Annotated in this window: 16 protein-coding genes; 3 read left to right on the top strand and 13 right to left on the bottom strand. The window is 66.6% G+C overall.

Annotated features, from left to right (window positions below; genetic code table 11):
* Window positions 1–2: 2 nt before the first annotated feature.
* The 3 genes from N4G42_RS13405 to N4G42_RS13395 all read right to left on the bottom strand — a co-directional run bounded on the left by N4G42_RS13405 (window position 3) and on the right by N4G42_RS13395 (window position 2,944).
* Window positions 3–1,424, bottom strand: coding sequence for a TAXI family TRAP transporter solute-binding subunit (locus N4G42_RS13405; RefSeq protein WP_260667493.1), 1,422 nt, complete (start codon window positions 1,422–1,424; stop codon window positions 3–5).
* A 215-nt stretch (window positions 1,425–1,639) separates the two neighbouring features.
* Window positions 1,640–2,137: an EF-hand domain-containing protein gene (locus N4G42_RS13400; RefSeq protein WP_260667492.1), complete on the bottom strand. Its 498-nt coding sequence runs from the start codon at window positions 2,135–2,137 to the stop codon at window positions 1,640–1,642.
* A 9-nt stretch (window positions 2,138–2,146) separates the two neighbouring features.
* Complete coding sequence (locus N4G42_RS13395) at window positions 2,147–2,944, bottom strand: lectin (protein WP_056064106.1); 798 nt, start codon at window positions 2,942–2,944, stop codon at window positions 2,147–2,149.
* Window positions 2,945–3,181: 237 nt separating this feature from the next.
* Between N4G42_RS13395 and N4G42_RS13390 the strand changes: the two genes are divergently transcribed.
* On the top strand, window positions 3,182–4,765 hold the full coding sequence (locus N4G42_RS13390; RefSeq protein ID WP_165836500.1) for an EAL domain-containing protein: 1,584 nt from the start codon (window positions 3,182–3,184) through the stop codon (window positions 4,763–4,765).
* A gap of 39 nt (window positions 4,766–4,804) precedes the next feature.
* Here the strand turns inward: N4G42_RS13390 and N4G42_RS13385 are convergent, their stop codons facing one another.
* Together N4G42_RS13385 and N4G42_RS13380 are read right to left on the bottom strand one after the other, a co-directional pair.
* Window positions 4,805–6,394, bottom strand: a complete 1,590-nt coding sequence (locus tag N4G42_RS13385) for a methyl-accepting chemotaxis protein (RefSeq protein ID WP_116747357.1) — start codon at window positions 6,392–6,394, stop codon at window positions 4,805–4,807.
* 302 nt (window positions 6,395–6,696) lie between these two features.
* A complete protein-coding gene (locus tag N4G42_RS13380; protein ID WP_108499329.1) occupies window positions 6,697–7,554 on the bottom strand; it encodes a LysR family transcriptional regulator in 858 nt (285 codons plus the stop codon).
* Window positions 7,555–7,638: 84 nt separating this feature from the next.
* Between N4G42_RS13380 and N4G42_RS13375 the strand changes: the two genes are divergently transcribed.
* Window positions 7,639–8,019, top strand: coding sequence for a tautomerase family protein (locus N4G42_RS13375; RefSeq protein WP_260667491.1), 381 nt, complete (start codon window positions 7,639–7,641; stop codon window positions 8,017–8,019).
* 147 nt (window positions 8,020–8,166) lie between these two features.
* Here the strand turns inward: N4G42_RS13375 and N4G42_RS13370 are convergent, their stop codons facing one another.
* The 8 genes from N4G42_RS13370 to N4G42_RS13335 form a co-directional block, all read right to left on the bottom strand.
* Window positions 8,167–9,174 (bottom strand): P1 family peptidase, encoded by a 1,008-nt coding sequence (locus N4G42_RS13370; protein ID WP_116747354.1) that lies wholly within the window; start codon window positions 9,172–9,174, stop codon window positions 8,167–8,169.
* 77 nt (window positions 9,175–9,251) lie between these two features.
* A complete protein-coding gene (locus N4G42_RS13365) occupies window positions 9,252–9,623 on the bottom strand; it encodes a copper-binding protein (RefSeq protein WP_116747353.1) in 372 nt (123 codons plus the stop codon).
* Entirely contained in the window at window positions 9,620–10,168 is a 549-nt protein-coding gene (locus N4G42_RS13360) for a DUF411 domain-containing protein (protein ID WP_260667489.1), read from the bottom strand. Before N4G42_RS13360 ends, N4G42_RS13365 begins: the two co-directional genes overlap by 4 nt.
* 16 nt (window positions 10,169–10,184) lie before the next feature.
* Window positions 10,185–10,691 carry a cupredoxin family protein gene (locus tag N4G42_RS13355; protein WP_260667488.1) on the bottom strand — a complete coding sequence of 169 codons (507 nt, stop codon included), beginning with the start codon at window positions 10,689–10,691 and terminating at the stop codon, window positions 10,185–10,187.
* A gap of 14 nt (window positions 10,692–10,705) precedes the next feature.
* Complete coding sequence (locus N4G42_RS13350) at window positions 10,706–12,088, bottom strand: multicopper oxidase family protein (protein ID WP_260667487.1); 1,383 nt, start codon at window positions 12,086–12,088, stop codon at window positions 10,706–10,708.
* Window position 12,089: 1 nt separating this feature from the next.
* Window positions 12,090–13,517 (bottom strand): TolC family protein, encoded by a 1,428-nt coding sequence (locus N4G42_RS13345; RefSeq protein ID WP_260667485.1) that lies wholly within the window; start codon window positions 13,515–13,517, stop codon window positions 12,090–12,092.
* The gene (locus N4G42_RS13340) at window positions 13,514–13,816 is read right to left on the bottom strand and encodes a hypothetical protein (RefSeq protein ID WP_260667484.1); all 303 of its coding nucleotides are present in this window, start codon (window positions 13,814–13,816) and stop codon (window positions 13,514–13,516) included. Before N4G42_RS13340 ends, N4G42_RS13345 begins: the two co-directional genes overlap by 4 nt.
* Before the next feature lie 273 nt (window positions 13,817–14,089).
* A complete protein-coding gene (locus tag N4G42_RS13335) occupies window positions 14,090–14,593 on the bottom strand; it encodes a hypothetical protein (RefSeq protein WP_260667483.1) in 504 nt (167 codons plus the stop codon).
* Between the two features lie 195 nt (window positions 14,594–14,788).
* Here N4G42_RS13335 and N4G42_RS13330 point away from each other — a divergent pair, with 195 nt between their 5' ends.
* Complete coding sequence (locus N4G42_RS13330) at window positions 14,789–18,346, top strand: EAL domain-containing protein (RefSeq protein ID WP_260667482.1); 3,558 nt, start codon at window positions 14,789–14,791, stop codon at window positions 18,344–18,346.
* The last annotated feature ends 7 nt before the right edge of the window (window positions 18,347–18,353 follow it).

Here is an 18,353-nt window from a genome sequence, read left to right as displayed (position 1 = left end):
GGTCAACGCCCAGTTACTGCTGCACTCCCTGTTTCCGTCACGCTGTTGTTCGTCATCCCTTCGCCCGGAGTGCTGTGGTCAGCAGATCCACCAGCCCCTTCCGACGCGCGCAGCAGTTTTTTGCGCACCAGGTGGATGTGGTTGCGCAGGGCATACAGCTCGTCCGCATACGACAGAGGCACGCTCACCTTTTCGGCCTGGGCTTCCAGTCCGTCGAGGGTGCGCAGCAGGGTTGAGGGGTCGCTTTTGCCCATTTCCAGGTCGTTTTCGATCTCGCGCAGGCGGCCATACCAGCGGAACACCCGTGACCGCACCCGGAACTGGTAGAGCGGCGGCACGATGCGCGACAGCGGCAGCATGATGGCCAGCAAGATGCCCAGCACCAGCCACATGCGCTCAATCAGGTTGGCCATCCAGAACGGCAGGTAGCGTTGCAGCATGGGCACCGGCTCGTTCATGGCGCGGTCGCCCTCCTTGGCAATCGGCAGCTCGCTGCCGCGCGTGTTGGGAAACTCACGCGCCCGGTTGAACCAGCCCGCGCCGCTGTGCAGCTTTTGTGCGTTCTGGGCAAACAGGGTCAGCAGGGCGGGGTGCGTGCCGTCGCGCGCCAGCAGGGACGTGGTGGTGGCCACGAGCCGAACATCGCGTTGGGGCACGTTGGCCGCGAGGTCCACCACCCCGCGTGGCAAGGTCACGGGGGTGAGGAACGGAAACCGCCGTGTGTAGGCCTCGTTCTGCGCGAAATCCAGCAGCTGCACGCCAGGCGTTTGCAGCAGCATCTGCACCATCAGGGATTCAGGCGCCGAGGCAAATACCAAGGCGTCGAGCCTCCCCGCCAAAAACTCCACCGTCGCGGGCGTCTGTTCCAGGCGCGATAGCTTGACTGCGCTGGGCTCCACCTTATTGGCCTGCAGCAACCGCTCGATCAGCGTGGGCACGCCGCTGCCCTCCGACCCCACATTGACCCGCCAGCCGCGTAGCTGCCGCAGGCCATCGAGCCGGGGTGCGTTGTGCATGCGCTCTGCTGCATCGGTGCGGTAGAACAGCCACAGCGGCTCTACAAACAGGCTGCCCAGCGATACCAGGTTGTCCGGATCATCGGGTTGCAGTTCGGCTGTGCCGCCCTGTACAAAAGCGACATCGGCCTGGCCGTCGCGCAGAAGCTGCAGGTTGTGCGATGAGCCCTCGCTGGGCAGCAGCACCACATCAATGCCGTCCGCCGCCAGCGCCTTCTGGTAGCGCTTGCCAAACTCCTCATAGGCACTTTGGGCAGGGCCTGTGGCCAGGATCACCGTCTTGGGGGGATTGGGGTTGAGCCACCAATAGGCCAGCACCAGCAGCCCGACCGCCAAGAAGGCGAGGGGGCCTGCTGACACAATCAGATCGCGCAGAGTGAGGAAAGTGTTGCGAAAGGCCTGGGGCATGGGGGTGGACAAACAGAGCGAAACGGGGCGGCGGTATGCCTGGATGGGGTGACGCGGCCCCTGGGTGGACCCGGAGCCATATCTCGCTATCAGCGAGCCGGTGGATTATCCAGGCAGGCGTGGCGGCGACGCGCACCAGCTCCGGGCATCCCGCACCGGGAGTCGCCCAGGTCTCAGATAGCTGGAGGACTGAAACCGCCGGCCAGCGAGGGCTCCTACTGCGGCAGGCGCCTGCGTTGGCGCTCATAGGCCATGCATTCCTGCAGCGAGAGCATGTCGTTCTGGTCCACATCCGCTGCCTCAAAGTAGGCCATGCGTGCCTGCACCACCTCCTTGAACGACAGCTTTCCGTCCCCGTCCTTGTCGGCTGCCGCCAGCCGCCTCAGCTGGCCTTTGCCGATGCGGGGCAATTGGCCCAGCTGGGAGAGATGGACGTAGCCCTCTCCATCGGGCCCCAGGCTGTGCCAGCTCTGCACGATGTCCTGGTGGAACTCGTCCAGCGACACGTTGCCGTCATGATTGAGATCGGCTGCCGAGCAGATGGCCTGCAGCCGGTGGGTGAGGGTTGGCGCCACCGGTTTGTGCGCCTTGGCAGGGCGTGGTGGCGTGGTGGGCGACGATATGGAGGTGTCGGCCGCATTGGCCGCGTGCGTCGTTGTTGCCAGCACCAGGGCGCAGGCGCCTGCACAGATCCAGTGAAGAGTTGTTTGCATGGGACCTCCTTACCACCACCAGCGTTGGCTGGGGCTGCGGTTGCAGGGCCAGACCATGGTGTGTGCCCCAGGGCGGACCTGGCCTGCGTCTACATCCAGGCATTTGCCGGTGAGCTGGCTCACGATCTGCCCACCCAGGGTAGACCAGCTTTGGCTGCGCGAGCCCGAGCAGGACCACAGCACCACCCGCGCGCCGTCCCGTGGGTCGCCTCGGTCCACGTCCACGCACAGGTCGCGCACCCGGATCTCGCCGCCGCGCCCCACCGCAAAACGCTGGGACGCCGTCCCGTTGCATTCGTACACCTGCAGGGTGGTGCCGGGCTGGAATTTGCCACCCCTCACGTCGAGGCACAGACGGCCGTCCACCCGGATCTCGCGCCCCCAGTCCCCGCCCTGGCCGGGGTAGTCCGGGTACTCGGGGCGACGGTCGTTGTCGTGCCGGTTGTGGTTGGCCAGCAACGCGATGCCGGCAATGGCCGCCACGGCCGCCACAGCTGCTCCGGCATTGGAGCCGCTGCTGCTACCGGATGCATAGGTGCGTGTGATCTTGAAACGTCCCCCGCAACCACCGTTGGTCCACAGCTCGCGATTGGTCAGGTCGTAGCCCCAGGTGCGGTTGAAGCGGCAGGCCCCCTGGGTTTGTTCCACCAGATCCACCTGGGTCACGTCGTCCGCGAGGCGGTAGGAGGTGTAGCCGCCGCTGGACTGCAAATCCACCAACTGGTCCTGCGCCTGTGCCGCCGGGGTGCTCACGAGCAATGGCAGGCACAGCAGCCATGCATGTTTCCGAAAGGCCTGGTCTCTCATGGGTTCACTCTCCTTGTTCCGATCAGGGGCCATGGGGATGGGTGTGGTGCCGTGGGCCCCGGCCCAGGGCACCAACCGTCACCGGCATCATAGGACGGTCTGATGCTTGTGTGCCCGGCGACAGGGGCGCCATCGGTTGAAATCTCGCTGGAGCAGCGGGGGCTGTTCGTGCATGATGGCATCGCGCTGGGGCAGCCCCTTGTCTGCCTGTGTACTACCCACCCACTGCCGTGTCCGATGAAACGCTTCTATGTCGTTGCCTCCATCCCACTGCTGCTGGCGGCGCTCATCCCCATTGCTGCATCCCTGTGGGTGGCCCACCGCCAGGCCAAGGAAGACCAGGTCGCCTATCTGACCTCGTTGGCGGACGAGGTGCTGCGACGCGGCGTGGCCTCGCGCCAGCAGCTGGTGGCGGCGCTCAACGATCTGGACGGAGATCCGCACCCCGCTTGCAGCCAGGCCAGCCTCACACGCATGCAGCAGCTGGTGGGCACCTCGTTCTATCTGCAGGGCATGGGGGCGGTCAGGGACGGAGCGTTGGTCTGCAGTACCCTCACCGCGGGCAATGAGGTGGTACCGCTCACCGGCAACCACATGGTCACCTCGACGGGTATCTCCACCTGGATTGGCGCCCGCCTGCCCTTTGCCCCGGAGCAGCCTTTCAACATCTACGCCCGCAACGGCCATGCGGTGATCATTCACCCGGGCATCGTGATTGACATGCCTGTGCTTCATGCGGATGTCGCGCTGGGGCTTCTGATCAGCACGCCCCGCGCGCTGATCCGGTCCAAAGGTCCGCTGGATACCCGGTGGCTGAACCTCTACACGCCCCATGTGAACAACGTGGCTGAAAGCGAGACCCACTACATCGTCTTTCGGGTGTCGAAGGAAAACAATGTGGCGGCGGTCGCGGCGGCTCCCAAGGCGCTGGCCCACGAAGGGCTCAAGGCCCAGGCGCTGATCCTGGCACCCCTGGGGCTGGTGGCCAGTGCCCTGTTTGCGCTGGGCGTGGCGATGCTCACCCGGTGGCAGTTGTCGCCACGCGTCAGACTGCGGGCGGCCCTGCGCCGGCACGAGTTCTTCGTGCTCTATCAGCCCATCGTGGATCTGGAAACCGGCCAGTGGGTGGGGGCGGAGGCTCTGCTGCGCTGGCGTCGCCGCAACGGCACCCTGGTGCCCCCGGATGAATTCATTGCAGAAGCGGAGAAGGCCGGTGTGATCGCGCACATCACGCGGTACGTGATGGATGTGGTGCTGGCCGACTTGCCCGAGATGCTCAAGGCACGCCCGGGTTTTCATGTGAGTTTGAACCTCTCGCCCCAGGATCTGGTGGCCGACGGACCCGTGCAGTACCTGCAGCGGCGCTTCAGCGCCATGGAGATGCCGCCGGGCGCGCTCATGCTGGAGGTTACCGAGCGCGGGCTGGTGGACATCGAGGCTGCACGGCCCGCGCTACGGGCTGCGCGGCAGATCGGTGCATCGATTGCGCTGGATGACTTCGGTACGGGTTACTCCAGCCTGTCCATGCTGGAGTCCATCGACATCGACACCCTCAAGATTGATCGCATCTTCATCGCCAGCATCGGCGCGCAAGCCGCCATCAGCCCGGTGACTACCCACATCATCGAAATGGCCCACATGCTCAAGCTGGCACTGATTGCCGAGGGCGTCGAGACTCAGGACCAGGTGGACTTCCTGATTGCCCGGGGTGTGCGCCAGGCCCAGGGTTGGAAGTTTGCCCGTGCCATGCCGCTGAATGATCTGCTGGCCGGCATGCGCCCGCAGCCAGCCGTTTCACCACGTGGCTCGGTGCAAGATTGATCCCGCCCTGTTGGATGGCGCGGCAGGGGATGGGGGACGCTACTTGATCAGCAGCGCCGATCCGCTGCCGTGAATACGAAACACCGCCACAGCACTCACAAGGTCATCGGCCTGCCCACGCAGGCTGGATGCAGCAGCAGCCATCTCCTCCACAAGGGCCGCATTCTGCTGCGTGGCCTGGTCCATCAGCGTGACGGCCTCGCTCACCTGCGTGACCCCCGAGCTTTGCTCAGAGCTGGCAGCACTGATCTCCCCCATGAGGTGGGTGACGTTGCGTATGCTGGCAACCACCTCTGTCATGGTGTGGCCGGCCTTGTCCACGAGAGCCGTGCCGTGTTCCACGCGGCCGACACTTTCCGTGATCAACTGCTTGATCTCCTTGGCCGCAGCCGCGCTGCGCTGGGCCAGGTTGCGAACCTCGCTGGCCACCACGGCAAAGCCCCGCCCCTGGTCACCGGCACGGGCAGCCTCCACGGCCGCGTTCAGCGCCAGGATGTTGGTCTGGAATGCAATGCCGTCGATCACGCTGATGATGTCATTGATCTTGCGGCTGGAGTCGTTGATGTCCTTCATGGTGGCCACCACCATGGCCACCACGTCACCGCCTTGTTGCGCAACGGTCGACGCTGAATGCGCCAGGCGGTTGGCATGAATCGCGTTGTCTGCGTTCTGCTTCACGGTGGAGCCCAGTTGCTCCATGGAGGCAGCGGTTTGCTGCAGCGCGCTAGCCTGTTGTTCCGTGCGCATCGACAGGTTGTGGTTGCCTTGCGCGATCTCGGCGCTGGCGGTCGATACGCTTTCTGATCCCTGGCGCACCCCTGCCACCAGGTTGGAAAGACTCAGCCGCATGGCTTCCATCGAAGTGACTACCGAAGCAATTTCGTTCTTGCCCTGCGCCACCAGTGGGGTGGCCAGGTTGCCCCGCGCAAACTCCCGCGTCGCCTGGCTTGCCTCGTTCAGGGGCCGGACGATGGAGCGGGTGGTGGCCACACCCAGCACGCAGGCAAACACCACCATGGCCACGCTGAGCAAGACCAGCTGTAGCCGCAGCGATTCAAACTGGCGCATCGATTCCTGGCTGGCACGTTTGCTGATGGCGTCGCTCTCGGCCAGGAAGGCTTCGATGTCGGCCACCAGCCTGGTCAGCAGGGGGCGGCATTGCTCGTTGATTTTCTTGATCGCCGCATCTTTTTCCCCTTGGCTCCCCAGTCGGGTGATCTCCAGCGCCACGGGGCCATAGGCCGCTTCGGTGTTCTTGATCTGGGCCAGCAGCTTGTTGAGGGGGGCGGTTTCAGGCGGGCCGACCTTGAGGGCATCTTCGACTCCCTGGAGTGCCTTGCCCATGCCTTCATGTGCGACTCCAATGCGACGTGTTTCCGCGTCGGCATCTTCCTTGGAGCCCGCGATCACCAGGTTGCGGGCAGACACGGCCCTCGCATTGGCTGTATCCAGCACCCGGTTGCCCAGGCTTTTGATCACGTTCAGGTGATTGACCTGGTTGTCCAGGCTCTCCTGTGTCATGGACTCGCCACGGATACCCATGATGGCGACCAGGATCAGTGCACAGGTCAGGACAACATATCCAATACCAAGACGCGTCTTGATGCTCAGGTTCTGCAGGACATTCATGCGATGGACCCTCCAGCTGGTGATACGGGATGAGGCGCTTTTTCGGAGCACGCAGGAGCGGCAGGAAACCGGTGTTTACCATTTCGTAACGTGGGGCGCAACACGTTGCCACCGCCACCCTGCGGCGTTCTGGCGATATCGATGCGGCGGTGCGCAGCCGCCGCCTTGGGCGCACGATGGTGCACAGGCCCTGATCTTCTGGGGGTTCCGGCGCGCGTCAAGAAGTTTTTGACCGAAAGGTGCGGATGGCGCGCTGGGCACCCTGCTTGTGCAGGGGTAAGCGAGGGCGGGCGTGACCTGCCCTAACCGCGCACCGCACTTCTGAATGCGGCAGACAGTGCTGCAATCGCATCACTGGGTCGGCCATCCGGGGCCCGGCTGTGAAGCACCACCGGCAGGCTTGGCAGTGCAGGAAGCCCAAGCCGGGCACCTACGTCCACCGCGCCCCAGGGCAACATGCGGGGTGCCAGTGCGGCTACGCCCAGCCCTGCAACAACGGCTGCGGACACTGCCGCCACGCCGCCGCCCACAAACACCTCGCGCCAGGGGATGGCGGCCGCATCCAGCAGTTTTCCTGCCATCGCACGCACACCGCAGGGCTCTGCCAGGGTGGCCAGCGGCAGGGTGGAACCAGCGCGGTGCTGCCAGTGAGGCGCGGCAAACCAGCCAAATCGCTCTTCGGCCAGCACTTCGCCATCGCTGCGCCCGGCATGCATGCGGACCATGGCCGCGTCGAGTTCGCGCCGGTCAAAGCTTTGCAGCAGGTCACCCGACGAGCCGATCCGGATGTCGATCAACAGCTGAGGGTCTTGTGCGTTCATGCGAGCAATCAGTGCGGGCAGTTCAGGCCCGGCGACGTGGTCACTGATGCCGATGGCCAAACGCTGCGGTGCTTCACCCAGCGCAGCCAGGGCACGCTCATGTGCAGCAAGCAGTGCGCGGCCATGGTCCAGGAAGGCGGCTCCCTGCGCTGACAGTTCTACATACCGGGGGGTGCGCTCCAGCAGCCGGCAGCCCAGCCGGTCCTCCAGCCGCTTGAGCTTGAGGCTCACAGCGGCCTGGCTGGTCTGCATGGCCTCGGCTGCTCGGGTAAAGCTCTCCAGCTCGGCAACACGGACAAAAGCCTCGACGGCATCCAGATCCAGAGGGCGCTGCATGATATGTTCTTGTTATTGTTGATATAAGTATCAATAGCATATCAATATGGATAGCATGGCACCAGCTTTTTCACAAAAGGACCCTCCATGCCGCTCATCCACATTGCCATGCGTGCCGGCAAGCCCGCTGCCTACCGGCAAGCGATTTTCGACACGCTGTACCGCGCCATGCGCGAGACCTTCAATGTGCCCGAGGACGATCAGTTCATGACCCTGACCGAGCACGATGCCGCGAATTTCCGCTACAGCCCGTCGTACCTGGGCGTGGCACGCAGCGACGATGTGGTGTTCATCCAGATCACTGCCAACAACACACGCACGCTGGAGCAGAAGAAGGTGCTGTTTCAGCGCATCGCCCAGCTTCTGGGCGAAAGCCCAGGCCTCAGGCCGGAAGATGTGTTCGTGAACATTGTTGAGGTGGCCAAGGAGAACTGGTCCTTCGGCCACGGGCTGGCGCAATACGCCTGAGGGCCGGCGCGGGGGCAGAAACCGCCAGCTCCAGGGCATGGGACGAAGCCTGCAGCAGATGCCAGTCAACGCCAGTCAACGCCAGCCGGTGCCACCGGGAAGGAGACGCCACGCACCGTCTGCGTGGCGCATGCCGATTCTTGCGCTTCAGCCCAGATCGGCGGCCGAGGGCAGGTACAACCCCTCGGCGGTAGTGATGGCGCGCGCAGCCCGTGCTGCCCGCGCCGTGGCGATGGCTGTGGCCTCGGCCGCCATGGTGGCCAGCACCATCATGCCCGGGCTCTTGCCGCTGCGGCCCGTGCCCAGGCTGAACAGGGTGTCGCCGTCCGACATGGTGTGCACGGGGTTGATGCTGCGGGCCAGCCCGTCGTGCGCGGCCACGGCCAGGCGGTGGGCCTGCACCTTGGTGATGACCGCGTCAGTGGCGACCACCCCGATGGTGGTGTTGGTGCCCGCCAGCAGGGGCTGGGGCGGGTCGCCGCGCAGCAGGGCGCGGCGCGTGTCGCGCAAACGCAGGCCGTCGTCGGTGCGTGCCCCGGCAATCACTTGCGCGGTGTCGGGGTCGATCACGTCGCCCAGCGCATTGCAGGCGATGAGGGCTCCTACCGTGACGCCGTCCACGGTGACGGAGGCGGTGCCGATGCCACCCTTCATCGCACGCTGAATGCCGAAGATCTTGCCCAGCGCCGCACCGGTGCCAGCGCCCACGTTACCTTCGGCCGGGTCTGCGGTGGAGGCGGCCTCGCACGCCGCGTAGCCCGCCGCAGCATCGGGGCGCACGCGCATGTCGCCCACCAGCAGGTCGAACAGCACGGCGGCGGGCACGATGGGCAGGCGGCCCACGGCCACGTCGAAACCCACGCCGCGCTCTTCCAGCCAGCGCACGGCGCCGGTGGCGGCATCCAGCCCCCAGGCGCTGCCGCCCGCGAGCATGATGGCGTGCACCTTGTCCACCAGGTTGGAGGGGTGGAGCAAATCCGTCTCGCGCGTACCGGGTGCGGCACCGCGCACATCCACCCCGGCCACAGCGCCCTCGCGGGTGATGATGACGGTGCAGCCCGTGGGGCGGCGGGTTTCGGTGAAGTGGCCGACCTCGATGCCGGCCACGCGGGTGATGCTGCCAGCGTCGCCAGCCAGTGTGTTGGAGGAAGTCATGGCCGCTGATTATGGTGCCCGGGCGCCTTGCTGCACTTGCGCAGTATCAGCGCCCCGGTGCCGCGCGCGGAGCCGCTTCAGGGCGCTTTCTCGATCCGCTGGACATGGTAGGCCCCGCTGACCTGTTCGGCCCGAAAGCGTACCTTGTCACCCGGTTTCAGGTCGCCGACTACGCTGGCGTCTGCCACGCGGAACACCATGGTCATGGGCGGCATCTCCAGGTTCTTGATCTCGCCGTGTTTGAGGGTCAGGCGCAGGGTGCGCGGGTCCCAGCGGGTGATTTCGCCTTCGCTCAACTCCGCCTGTGGCGCGGACGGTGCGGTGGCGGCGGGGTGGTGGCTGCTGTGGCTGTCTGCGGCAGCCCCTGCGGGCGCCTGCGCCAGGGCGGGCCCTGCAACCAGGACAAACAGGGCGGCAGCCAGCGGGATGGAGAAGAAGTGCTGGGTCATGTGGATGCCTTTTTGTTGTAGCTGTTGAAGATGCGCGTGCTGCCGTCGTGCGCTACCAGCAGCACGTCGTACGGGTCGCGCCGGTCGCCATACACGGCGCCGTCCATGCCTGGCGAGCCCACGGGCATGCCCGGCACGGCCAGGCCCAGGGCCTTGGGCTTTTGCTGCAGCAGCTTGCGCACATCGCTGGCGGGCACGTGGCCTTCCACCAGGTAGCCGCCCACCAGCGCGGTGTGGCACGAACCCAGTTTTGGCGGCAGGCCCAGGCGGGCGCGCACGGCGTTGTTGCCGGTGGCATGCACCTTCACGGCAAAGCCGTTGGCTTGCATGTGGTCCACCCAGTCCTGGCAGCAGCCGCAGTTGGGGTCTTTCCACACTTCTAGCGGTGTGGGCGTGTTGGTGGCTGCGCGGGACCCAACCGGCAGCAAAGCGACGGCCAACCCCGCGCCCAGCAAATGCAGAGTGGTGGCCAGCCATTGGCGGCGGGCAGGGCTGGGGAGCGCGGTCATGGATGCGGATGCAGCGCGAGGGCGTTGGAGGGGCATGGTGTTTCTCCTGGCGTTATGGATGGCGGGGCAGCACGGTGATGGTGCCGGTCATGCCGGCCTGGTAATGGCCGGGGATGAGGCAGGCAAAGTCAAAGCTTCCTGCGCGGTTGAAGTGCCACACGATGTCGCCGGCCTTGCCCGCCGCCACATGGGCCATGTAAGGCTCGTCGTGTTCCATGCCCGGGTGCTTTTTCATCATCTCGGCGTGCTGGTCCAGCTCCGTCTTGGTGCCGATCACGATCTCGTGCAGCACCTGGCCTTTGTTCTGTGCGCGCAGCCGCACGGTGTCGCCCTCGCGCACTTCGATGTGGCGGGGGCTGAACCGCATGTCGTCGCCCATGCGCACGGTGATCGTGCGGCGCACCTGCTGGGCATCGCCTGCAATGCCCCAGTCTTTTTGCTCTTTGACCACGGGGGCTGTGGAGGTGCGGTGGGGCATGTTTTCATGCCCATAGGCAGAAAAAGTGCCGAATGCGCTAGTGCATATTGCCCAGGCAGCTATGAATTTAATAGTGTTCATGGTGATCATTGGCATCAATGTTGGTGGCCGCTGGCAGCGGGCTTGCGTGCATTGGCCGCGCCTGGGGCGGTGCCTGGGGTGTCGGTGCGTGCAGGGCGTGGTGTGGCGGCCGGTGCGCCTTGCCATTCAAAGGCCTGGGTGCCGCGTGGCTGCCTGAAGTCGCCGGGGTCGGCATAGCTGCCTGCGGGTTGGTCAGCGCGCACCTTGAGCGCGGTGAACATGCCGCCCATCTCCAGCGGGCCGAAGGGGCCGGTGCCGGTCATCATCGGGAAGGTGTTGTCGGGCAGCGGCATCTCCATGGCGCCCATGTCGGCCATGCCGCGCTCGCCCATCACCATGTAGTCGGGCACGATCTTCTGGATCTTGCCGACCAGGCCCCGGTGGTCCACGCCGATCATGGTGGGCACGGCGTGCCCCATGGCGCCCATGGTGTGGTGGCTCTTGTGGCAGTGCAGGGCCCAGTCGCCGGGTTCGTCGGCGATGAACTCCACCTGCCGCATCTGGCCCACGGCCACGTCGGTGGTCACCTCCGGCCAGCGCGCGCTTTTGGGCACGGGGCCGCCGTCGGTGCCGGTCACTTCAAACTCGTGCCCATGCAGGTGGATAGGGTGGTTGGTCATGGTGAGGTTGCCCACACGGATGCGCACGCGCTCGCCCTGGCGCGCCACCAGCGGGCTGATGGCGGGGAACACGCGGCTGTTCCAGCACCAGATGTTGTGGTCCAGCATGGTGTTGACCTTGGGGGTCATGCTGCCGGGCTCCACGTCAAAGGCGTTGAGCAGAAACGCGTAGTCGCGCTGCACCTTGGCGATCTGCGGATGGCTGCCCTTGGGGTGGGTGATCCACAGGCCCATCATGCCCATGGCCATCTGCACCATCTCGTCGGCATGCGGGTGGTACATGAAGGTGCCGGGGCGCCGCGTCACAAACTCGTATACAAAGGTCTTGCCGGGCTGGATGGCGGGCTGGGTGAGGCCGCCCACGCCGTCCATGCCGTTGGGCAGGCGCTGCCCGTGCCAGTGGATGGTGGTGTGTTCAGGCAGGCGGTTGGTGACGAAGATGCGCACGCGATCGCCTTCGACCACTTCGATGGTGGGGCCGGGGCTCTGGCCGTTGTAGCCCCACATGTTGACCATGAAGCCAGGCGCCACCTCACGCACCACGGGTTCGGCCACCAGGTGGAACTCCTTGACGCCTGCGTTCATGCGCCAGGGGGCGGTCCAGCCATTCAAAGTGACCACCGGGTTGTAGGGGCGGCCCGTGGGCGGGTGCCGCGGCGGCGCGGTGTCGGCGCTGGACTGTGTGGCGGGCTCGGGCAGCGCGGCCAGGGCCACGCGGCTGACGGAGGCTGCGGCCACGGCCGTGGCGGCGCCAGAAAAGAAATTGCGGCGGTTCATGTCAGTGGCCTTGTGGGGTGGAGGAGGCTGCGGCGCCGGAGGTGAGGCCCTGCAGTGCGCCGGGCGAGGTGCCCGTCAGCGCCAGTTGCAGGTCGGTCTCGGCCAGCCAGAAGTCGCGCTGCGCTTCGATGGCGTTGGCCACGGCCTGCGTGCTGTTGCGTGCTTCGGCCAGCATGTCCCACACGCTGGCCAGCATGCCGTTGTAGCGCAGCGTGGTCTCGTCGGCGATGAGCTGGCGCAGGGGCACTACTTCAGCCTGCTGCTGGCGCGCCAGGTCGAGGGCCGTGCGGTAGGTGAGCCAGGCGGCGCGCACCTCGCTGCGGGCGCGCACGGCGGTGTCTTGCAGCTGGGCGGCGCTTTGCTCCACCTCGGCCTGGGCGCGGGTGCGGGCTGCACCACCCCAGTCGAACAGGGGCAGGGGCAGCTCGATCTCCCAGCCGCGCTTGATGTCGCTGCGGCCGGTGTCGCGTTCGGTCGCGGTGTTGCGGCTGTATGCCAGCCCAATGTCACCAAACACGGCGCCCGCACGGCTCCAGCCCTGGCGCGTGGCCTGGGTGTCCAGCTGGCGGCGGGCAGCTTGCACGTCCAGCCGCTCGCGCAGCGCGGTGGCTTCGATGCCATCGGCGGGTAAGGCGGTGGTGGGCAGGGGCGGCAGCTGCTGGGCCAGTTGGTATTGGGTTTGCTGCCCCCACAGGCCCATGCGGCGGTTGAGCTGCTCACGCTCGGTGGCTGCGGCCAGGCGGGCGCGGGCACGCTGGCGGGTGGCATCGTGCAGCACGGCCTGTTCGCGGGCTTGTTGCAGGCGGCTCCAGTTGCCGACCTGCGCCATGCGGTGCGCCAGCTCGGCCCCGGCCTCGGCGGCTTCCACCATGCGGTCGTGCGTGGCGGCCACCTGCTCGGCCGCCACCGCCCGCAGCCAGGCGCGGCGGGTGTCTGCGGCCAGTTGCACCACGTCCTGCGCGGCCTGCAGCGTGGCAATCTGCAGGCGCTCGGCCTCGCGCTGGGTGCGCCAGGGCAGGGTGATGAGGTCCATCAGGCCAAAGGCCAGGGTGCGTTCGATCTCGCGTTCCTGGCTGTTGGTGAAGCGCCCCAGGGTCAGGTGCGGGTTGGGCAGCGTGATGGCCTGCACCCGCTCGGCATCGGCCACGCCCAGCGCGGCCAGCCGGGCTTGCAAGCCGGGGTTGTTGAGCAGGGCAATGCGCGCGGCGGCGTCTTGTGTCAGGGGTTGCGCGAGCCAGCCGTCAATGGACTGCTGGGCCTTTGCGCGAGCGCTCGGGTCCGTGGCGGGCAAGGCCGCCTGGGGCACACCGGCGGTACGGCCCGCAGTGAGGGCCGCGACATCACTGCGCAGGCCATCGGGCGACACGCTGGCGCAGCCCGCCAGCAGGGTGGCGGCAGCCAGTATGGAGAGGCGATGGGTGCTGATCATGGCTTGCCCTTCTGCTCGGGGTGGTGAGCGGGGTGGGCACTCCCTGGGCTGCCGTGGTGCATCTCATGGGGTGTGCCACGCTGCTTCCCATGCGGCATGTCGTGCTGCATGCCCTGGGGATGGTGTGGCATGGAGGTAGCGGAGGAGGCTGCGGGCGTGGGGGAAGGTGCCGAGCCTTTTTGCGCCTCCCAGGCCACGATGTCCGCATGGCCGCGTGGGAACGCGCCCACGGACTCGTGCGCCTGGCGCCAGGCCTGGGGTGTGGGCAAGGCGTCCACCAGCGGGGGCTGCGGCGGCATGGCCGTGTACGGCAGGGGGGGCCGTGGGCGCATCGGCGCGGGTAGCGTCGGGTGCAGATGGGCCCTGGGCTTGCGCCAGCAAGGGCGACAACAGGGCAAGACAAGCCAGTCGCATCGGCCACGATGGCCCGGGCGACGGCAAGGAGAGAAAAATGGCAGGGGCGCGCATGGCGATCTCCAGACAACGAACGAAAAAACAGTGCACTGCCGCCTGACGAACCCTGTTGTTCAGGGGCCCTCAGGCTATGGCAGACGCACTTCGGGCGTCGGAGATCAGGCGATGGGTGGTTTGATGGCCAGCGCCGCAGGGGCGCTGTCAAACTGCGCAGAGGCCAGGGGCAGCAGGGCTCCGGCGGGCAGGGGGGCGGGGGGCAGCGATGCGGGCAGGCCCAGCATGGCCGAGTGGCAGATTTCGCAGGCCGAGCAGCTGGCACTGTGGTGGTCGTGGTCGTCGCCCGATTTGCAGCCCGCATCGGGGTCCTGGCAGGCCGCAGAGTGGCTGGTGGTGTGGTCGATGCCGGGCTCGGCGGCCGGGGCGCCATGGTGGGCATGGGCGTCGGCGGGTGCCACGCCCTCGGCCTGCGCCAGGGTTGCGGAATGATCGAGGGAATGGCCCTGGTCGTGGGCCATGCCTTCCGCCGTAGGCTGATGGGCCTCGGTGTGCTGCGCGGCGCCTGCAGGCAGCAGCGGAGCCACAATGCCCGCCGCCATGGCCGTGCCCGTCAGGCCCCGAAGGACCAGCACTACCATCAGCAGGAAGAAAAAGCCGCGACGCATCCTTCAATGATACGGCGAAGCCGCTCAAGGTTCCGCAGGTAACCACTTTCTGGCGCTGCGGGCAACCCTGCGCAAATCGTGAATGCCTTTTCCGACCATGGGCAGTAACATGTGACGAAACATGTCTGCCCGTTTGTCAGCGGCTGTCGGCAGATATGTGCTCAAGCGTTCTTTCTCTTGCACAGAAAGGTCGGTATGCCCTCATGGGTCGCTGGAATGTGGAGCACCTTGTCCGCGCGGATTCGCTGGCTGGTGCTGTGGGCCACGCTGCCAGCGGTGCTGCTGGTGGTGTACCAGGCACGGGCCCACCGCACAGACGCGATTGCTGCGGCAGAAGAACGCGCGCTGCAGACCCTGCAGTCGGTGGCTGGCACCCAGCAGCGGCTGATCCAGAACACCCGCCAGTTTCTGCAGCAGCTGGCCGCCATGCCGCAGGTGCACGACCCTTCAGCGTCCCAGTGTGGGCGTTACCTGGCCGAAGTGCTGTCGCTCAATGCCACCTACGTCAACATTGGCGTGCCACGGGCGGACGGCGAGCTGCTGTGCAATGCGCGTCCGCTCAAGGCTCCTGTCAACGTCGCCAACCGCCCATATTTTCAGCAGACGATTTTGGGGCGGGACTTTGCGGTGGGCAGCTTTCAGGTGGACCGCGCCGCCCAGGTGGCCAGTGTCAACTTTGCCTACCCGGTGATACCGCCCGGCACGCAGGAGGTGGTGGCGGCCGCCGTGGCGGTGGTGTCGCTGGAGTGGTGGAGCCGGCGGCTCACCGACCTGGGGCTGCCGGACGGCGCGGTGGCCCGGGTGTCCGACCCTGAGGGGCGCGTGCTGGCGCGCTACCCGCCCGATGCCAGCGAGCTGGGGGCACCGTTTGCCGATGCCGAGTTCCGCGCCCTGGTGCTGCAAACGCCCCAGGGGCAGCGCCAGCGGTACCGCCCTGATGGCGCGCCCGAGCTGGTGGTGTTCCAGCCGCTGATCGAGGCAGGCGGCAAACCGGTGGCCACCATGAGCCTGGCCGTGCCGCTGGACAACCTGTACGCCGCGGCCAACAGCCGCATGTGGACCGAGATGGCGTTCTTGCTGGGCGGTCTGGTGCTGTCATTTGCCGTGGCGCAAGTGGGCGTGCGGCGCGGCGTGATGCGGCCCCTGAGGCGCCTGATGCACGCCACGGACGAGCTGGCCGAGGGGCGCTATGTATCGCGCGTTCCCGCCACGGGGCTGCAGGAGCTGACCGAGCTGGGCCGCCGCTTTGACCGCATGGCCCTGACGCGACAGAAAGCCGAGGCCGAACTGCGCCAGAGCGAAGAAAACCTGGCCATCACGCTGCTTTCCATCGGCGATGGCGTGATCGCCACCGATGCGCAAGGCCGCATCACCCGCATGAACGTGGTGGCCGAGCGCCTGACAGGCTGGCCGTTGGCACAGGCCATGGGCCAGCCGCTGCCCGAGGTGTTCCGCATCATCAACACCGGTACCCGCGAGCCGCAGGTGGACCCGGTGCAGCTGGTGATGGACCGGGGCCAGGTGGTGGCATTGAGCAACCACACCACCCTGCAGGCCCGGCATGGCGCCGAGTACCACATTGCCGATAGCGCCGCTCCCATTCGCAACTCCCAGGGGCAGATCGTGGGGGTGGTGCTGGTGTTCAGCGACGTGAGCGAGTCCTACCGCGTGCGCCGCAAGCTGGAGGACAACGAGGCGCGTTTTCGCACCCTCACCGCGTTGTCGTCCGACTGGTACTGGGAGCAGGACGCGCAGTTTCGCCTCACGCATGTGGAAGGCCGGGCCGATGACCGGCTGGTGCAGGAGGCCGCGCTGCACATGGGCAAGACGCGCTGGGAGCTGGCTGCACCGGGCATGAGCGACGCGCTGTGGGAAGAGCACCGCGCGCTGCTGGAGCGCCACCAGGAGTTCCGCGACTTCGAGTTCGAGCGCCGCGACCAGCAGGGCTGCTCGTACTGGGTGTCCATCAGCGGCACGCCCGTGTTTGATGACGACGGTGCGTTTTGTGGCTATCGGGGCGTGGGCAAGGACATCTCCGCCCGCAAGCGCGACGAGAACGAGCTGCGCATTGCCGCCATTGCGTTTGAGTCGCAGGAGGGCATGATCGTCACCGACGCGGACACCCTCATCCTGCGCACCAACCGCGCGTTCAGCCGCATCACCGGCTACAGCGCCGACGAGGTGGTGGGCCGCCGCACCAGCCTGCTGGCCTCGGGCCACCATGACAAGGCATTTTTTGATGCCATGTGGGCCAGCCTGGCCAGCACCGGCGAGTGGAAGGGCGAGCTGTGGAACCGCTGCAAGAGCGGCGAGGTGAACCTGCACTTCATGGCCATCACCGCCGTGACGGACCAGCACGGGGTGCTGACGCACTATGTCGCCACCCTCAATGACATCACCCAGAGCGCGGCGGCGGCGCGGGAGATCGAGCACCTGGCGTTCTACGACCCGCTCACCCACCTGCCCAACCGCCGCCTGATGATGGACCGCCTGCAGCAGGCGTTTGCCACCAGTGCGCGCGCGGGCCTGCAAGGGGCGCTGCTGTGCCTGGACCTGGACCACTTCAAGACCCTGAACGACACCCTGGGCCATGACATGGGCGATGTGCTGCTGCAGCAGGTGGCCCAGCGGTTGACGGCCTGTGTGCGTGAAGGTGACACCGTCGCGCGGCTGGGTGGTGACGAGTTTCTGGTGCTGCTGGAAGACCTGGGCGCCCTCGCCACCGACGCTGCCGAGCAGGCGCAGATGGTGGGCGAAAAGATTCTGGCCGCGCTCAACCAGCCCTACCAGCTCGCATCACACCATGTGCACAGCACCACCAGTGTGGGCGCTGTGCTGTTCAGCGGCCAGGCGCAGACGGTGGAAGATGTGGTCAAACACGCCGACCTGGCCATGTATGCCGCCAAGACCGCCGGGCGCAATGGCATCCGCTTTTTTGATCCGCGCATGCAGGCCGCCGTCACTGCCCGCGCGGCGCTGGAGAATGACTTGCGCACGGCCCTGGAACAGGGCCAGTTCACACTGCACTACCAGGTACAGGTGGGCTGCGGCAAGCATGTGGTGGGGGCCGAGGTACTGATCCGCTGGAACCACCCGGCGCGCGGCATGGTGCCGCCGTTCGAGTTCATCCCGCTGGCCGAAGAGACCGGGCTGATCCTGCCCATCGGCCTGTGGGTGCTGCAGACCGCCTGCAGCCAGCTGCGCCGCTGGCAGGACCACCCTGCCACGGCCGACCTGCAACTGGCGGTGAACGTGAGCGCGCGCCAGTTCCGCCAGGCCGACTTCATGGAGCAGGTGGTGGCCGTGCTGCGGCAGACCGGCGCGCGGCCCGACCGCCTGAAGCTGGAGCTGACCGAGAGTCTGGCGCTGGACAACGTGGACGACACCATCGCCAAGATGAATGCACTGCGCGTGCTGGGCTTGCGCTTTTCGATGGATGACTTTGGCACCGGCCAGTCGTCGCTGTCGTACCTCACGCGGCTGCCGCTGGACCAGCTCAAGATCGACCAGAGCTTTGTGCGCAACATTGGCATCCAGCACACCGATGCGCTCATCGTGCAGACCATCATCGGCATGGCGCAGAGCCTGGGCATCGACGTGATTGCCGAGGGGGTGGAGACCGAGGCGCAGCGCGCGTTTCTGGAGCGCCACGGCTGCACGCTGTGGCAGGGCTACCTGTTCAGCCGCCCGGTACCCATCGAGGTGCTGGAGCACCGGCTGCACAGTGGGCTGGGCTGGCAGGTGTCCATGTAGAAGGTGT

It is taken from the genome of Acidovorax sp. K2F, from assembly GCF_025246485.1.
Classification (GTDB): domain Bacteria; phylum Pseudomonadota; class Gammaproteobacteria; order Burkholderiales; family Burkholderiaceae_C; genus Acidovorax; species Acidovorax delafieldii.
Note: the sequence above shows the minus strand (reverse complement) of the source record. Positions and strands in the feature narration are given on the sequence as shown.

Coding starts and splice junctions, on each gene's coding strand:
- N4G42_RS13365 (WP_116747353.1), bottom strand. CDS start 9,623: ATGACCCAGCACTTCTTCTCCATCCCGCTGGCTGCCGCCCTGTTTGTC.
- N4G42_RS13370 (WP_116747354.1), bottom strand. CDS start 9,174: ATGACTTCCTCCAACACACTGGCTGGCGACGCTGGCAGCATCACCCGC.
- N4G42_RS13405 (WP_260667493.1), bottom strand. CDS start 1,424: ATGCCCCAGGCCTTTCGCAACACTTTCCTCACTCTGCGCGATCTGATT.
- N4G42_RS13400 (WP_260667492.1), bottom strand. CDS start 2,137: ATGCAAACAACTCTTCACTGGATCTGTGCAGGCGCCTGCGCCCTGGTG.
- N4G42_RS13340 (WP_260667484.1), bottom strand. CDS start 13,816: ATGCCGCCGCAGCCCCCGCTGGTGGACGCCTTGCCCACACCCCAGGCC.
- N4G42_RS13345 (WP_260667485.1), bottom strand. CDS start 13,517: ATGATCAGCACCCATCGCCTCTCCATACTGGCTGCCGCCACCCTGCTG.
- N4G42_RS13390 (WP_165836500.1), top strand. CDS start 3,182: ATGAAACGCTTCTATGTCGTTGCCTCCATCCCACTGCTGCTGGCGGCG.
- N4G42_RS13330 (WP_260667482.1), top strand. CDS start 14,789: ATGCCCTCATGGGTCGCTGGAATGTGGAGCACCTTGTCCGCGCGGATT.
- N4G42_RS13375 (WP_260667491.1), top strand. CDS start 7,639: ATGCCGCTCATCCACATTGCCATGCGTGCCGGCAAGCCCGCTGCCTAC.
- N4G42_RS13395 (WP_056064106.1), bottom strand. CDS start 2,944: ATGAGAGACCAGGCCTTTCGGAAACATGCATGGCTGCTGTGCCTGCCA.
- N4G42_RS13360 (WP_260667489.1), bottom strand. CDS start 10,168: ATGCCCCTCCAACGCCCTCGCGCTGCATCCGCATCCATGACCGCGCTC.
- N4G42_RS13385 (WP_116747357.1), bottom strand. CDS start 6,394: ATGAATGTCCTGCAGAACCTGAGCATCAAGACGCGTCTTGGTATTGGA.
- N4G42_RS13355 (WP_260667488.1), bottom strand. CDS start 10,691: ATGAACACTATTAAATTCATAGCTGCCTGGGCAATATGCACTAGCGCA.
- N4G42_RS13350 (WP_260667487.1), bottom strand. CDS start 12,088: ATGAACCGCCGCAATTTCTTTTCTGGCGCCGCCACGGCCGTGGCCGCA.
- N4G42_RS13335 (WP_260667483.1), bottom strand. CDS start 14,593: ATGCGTCGCGGCTTTTTCTTCCTGCTGATGGTAGTGCTGGTCCTTCGG.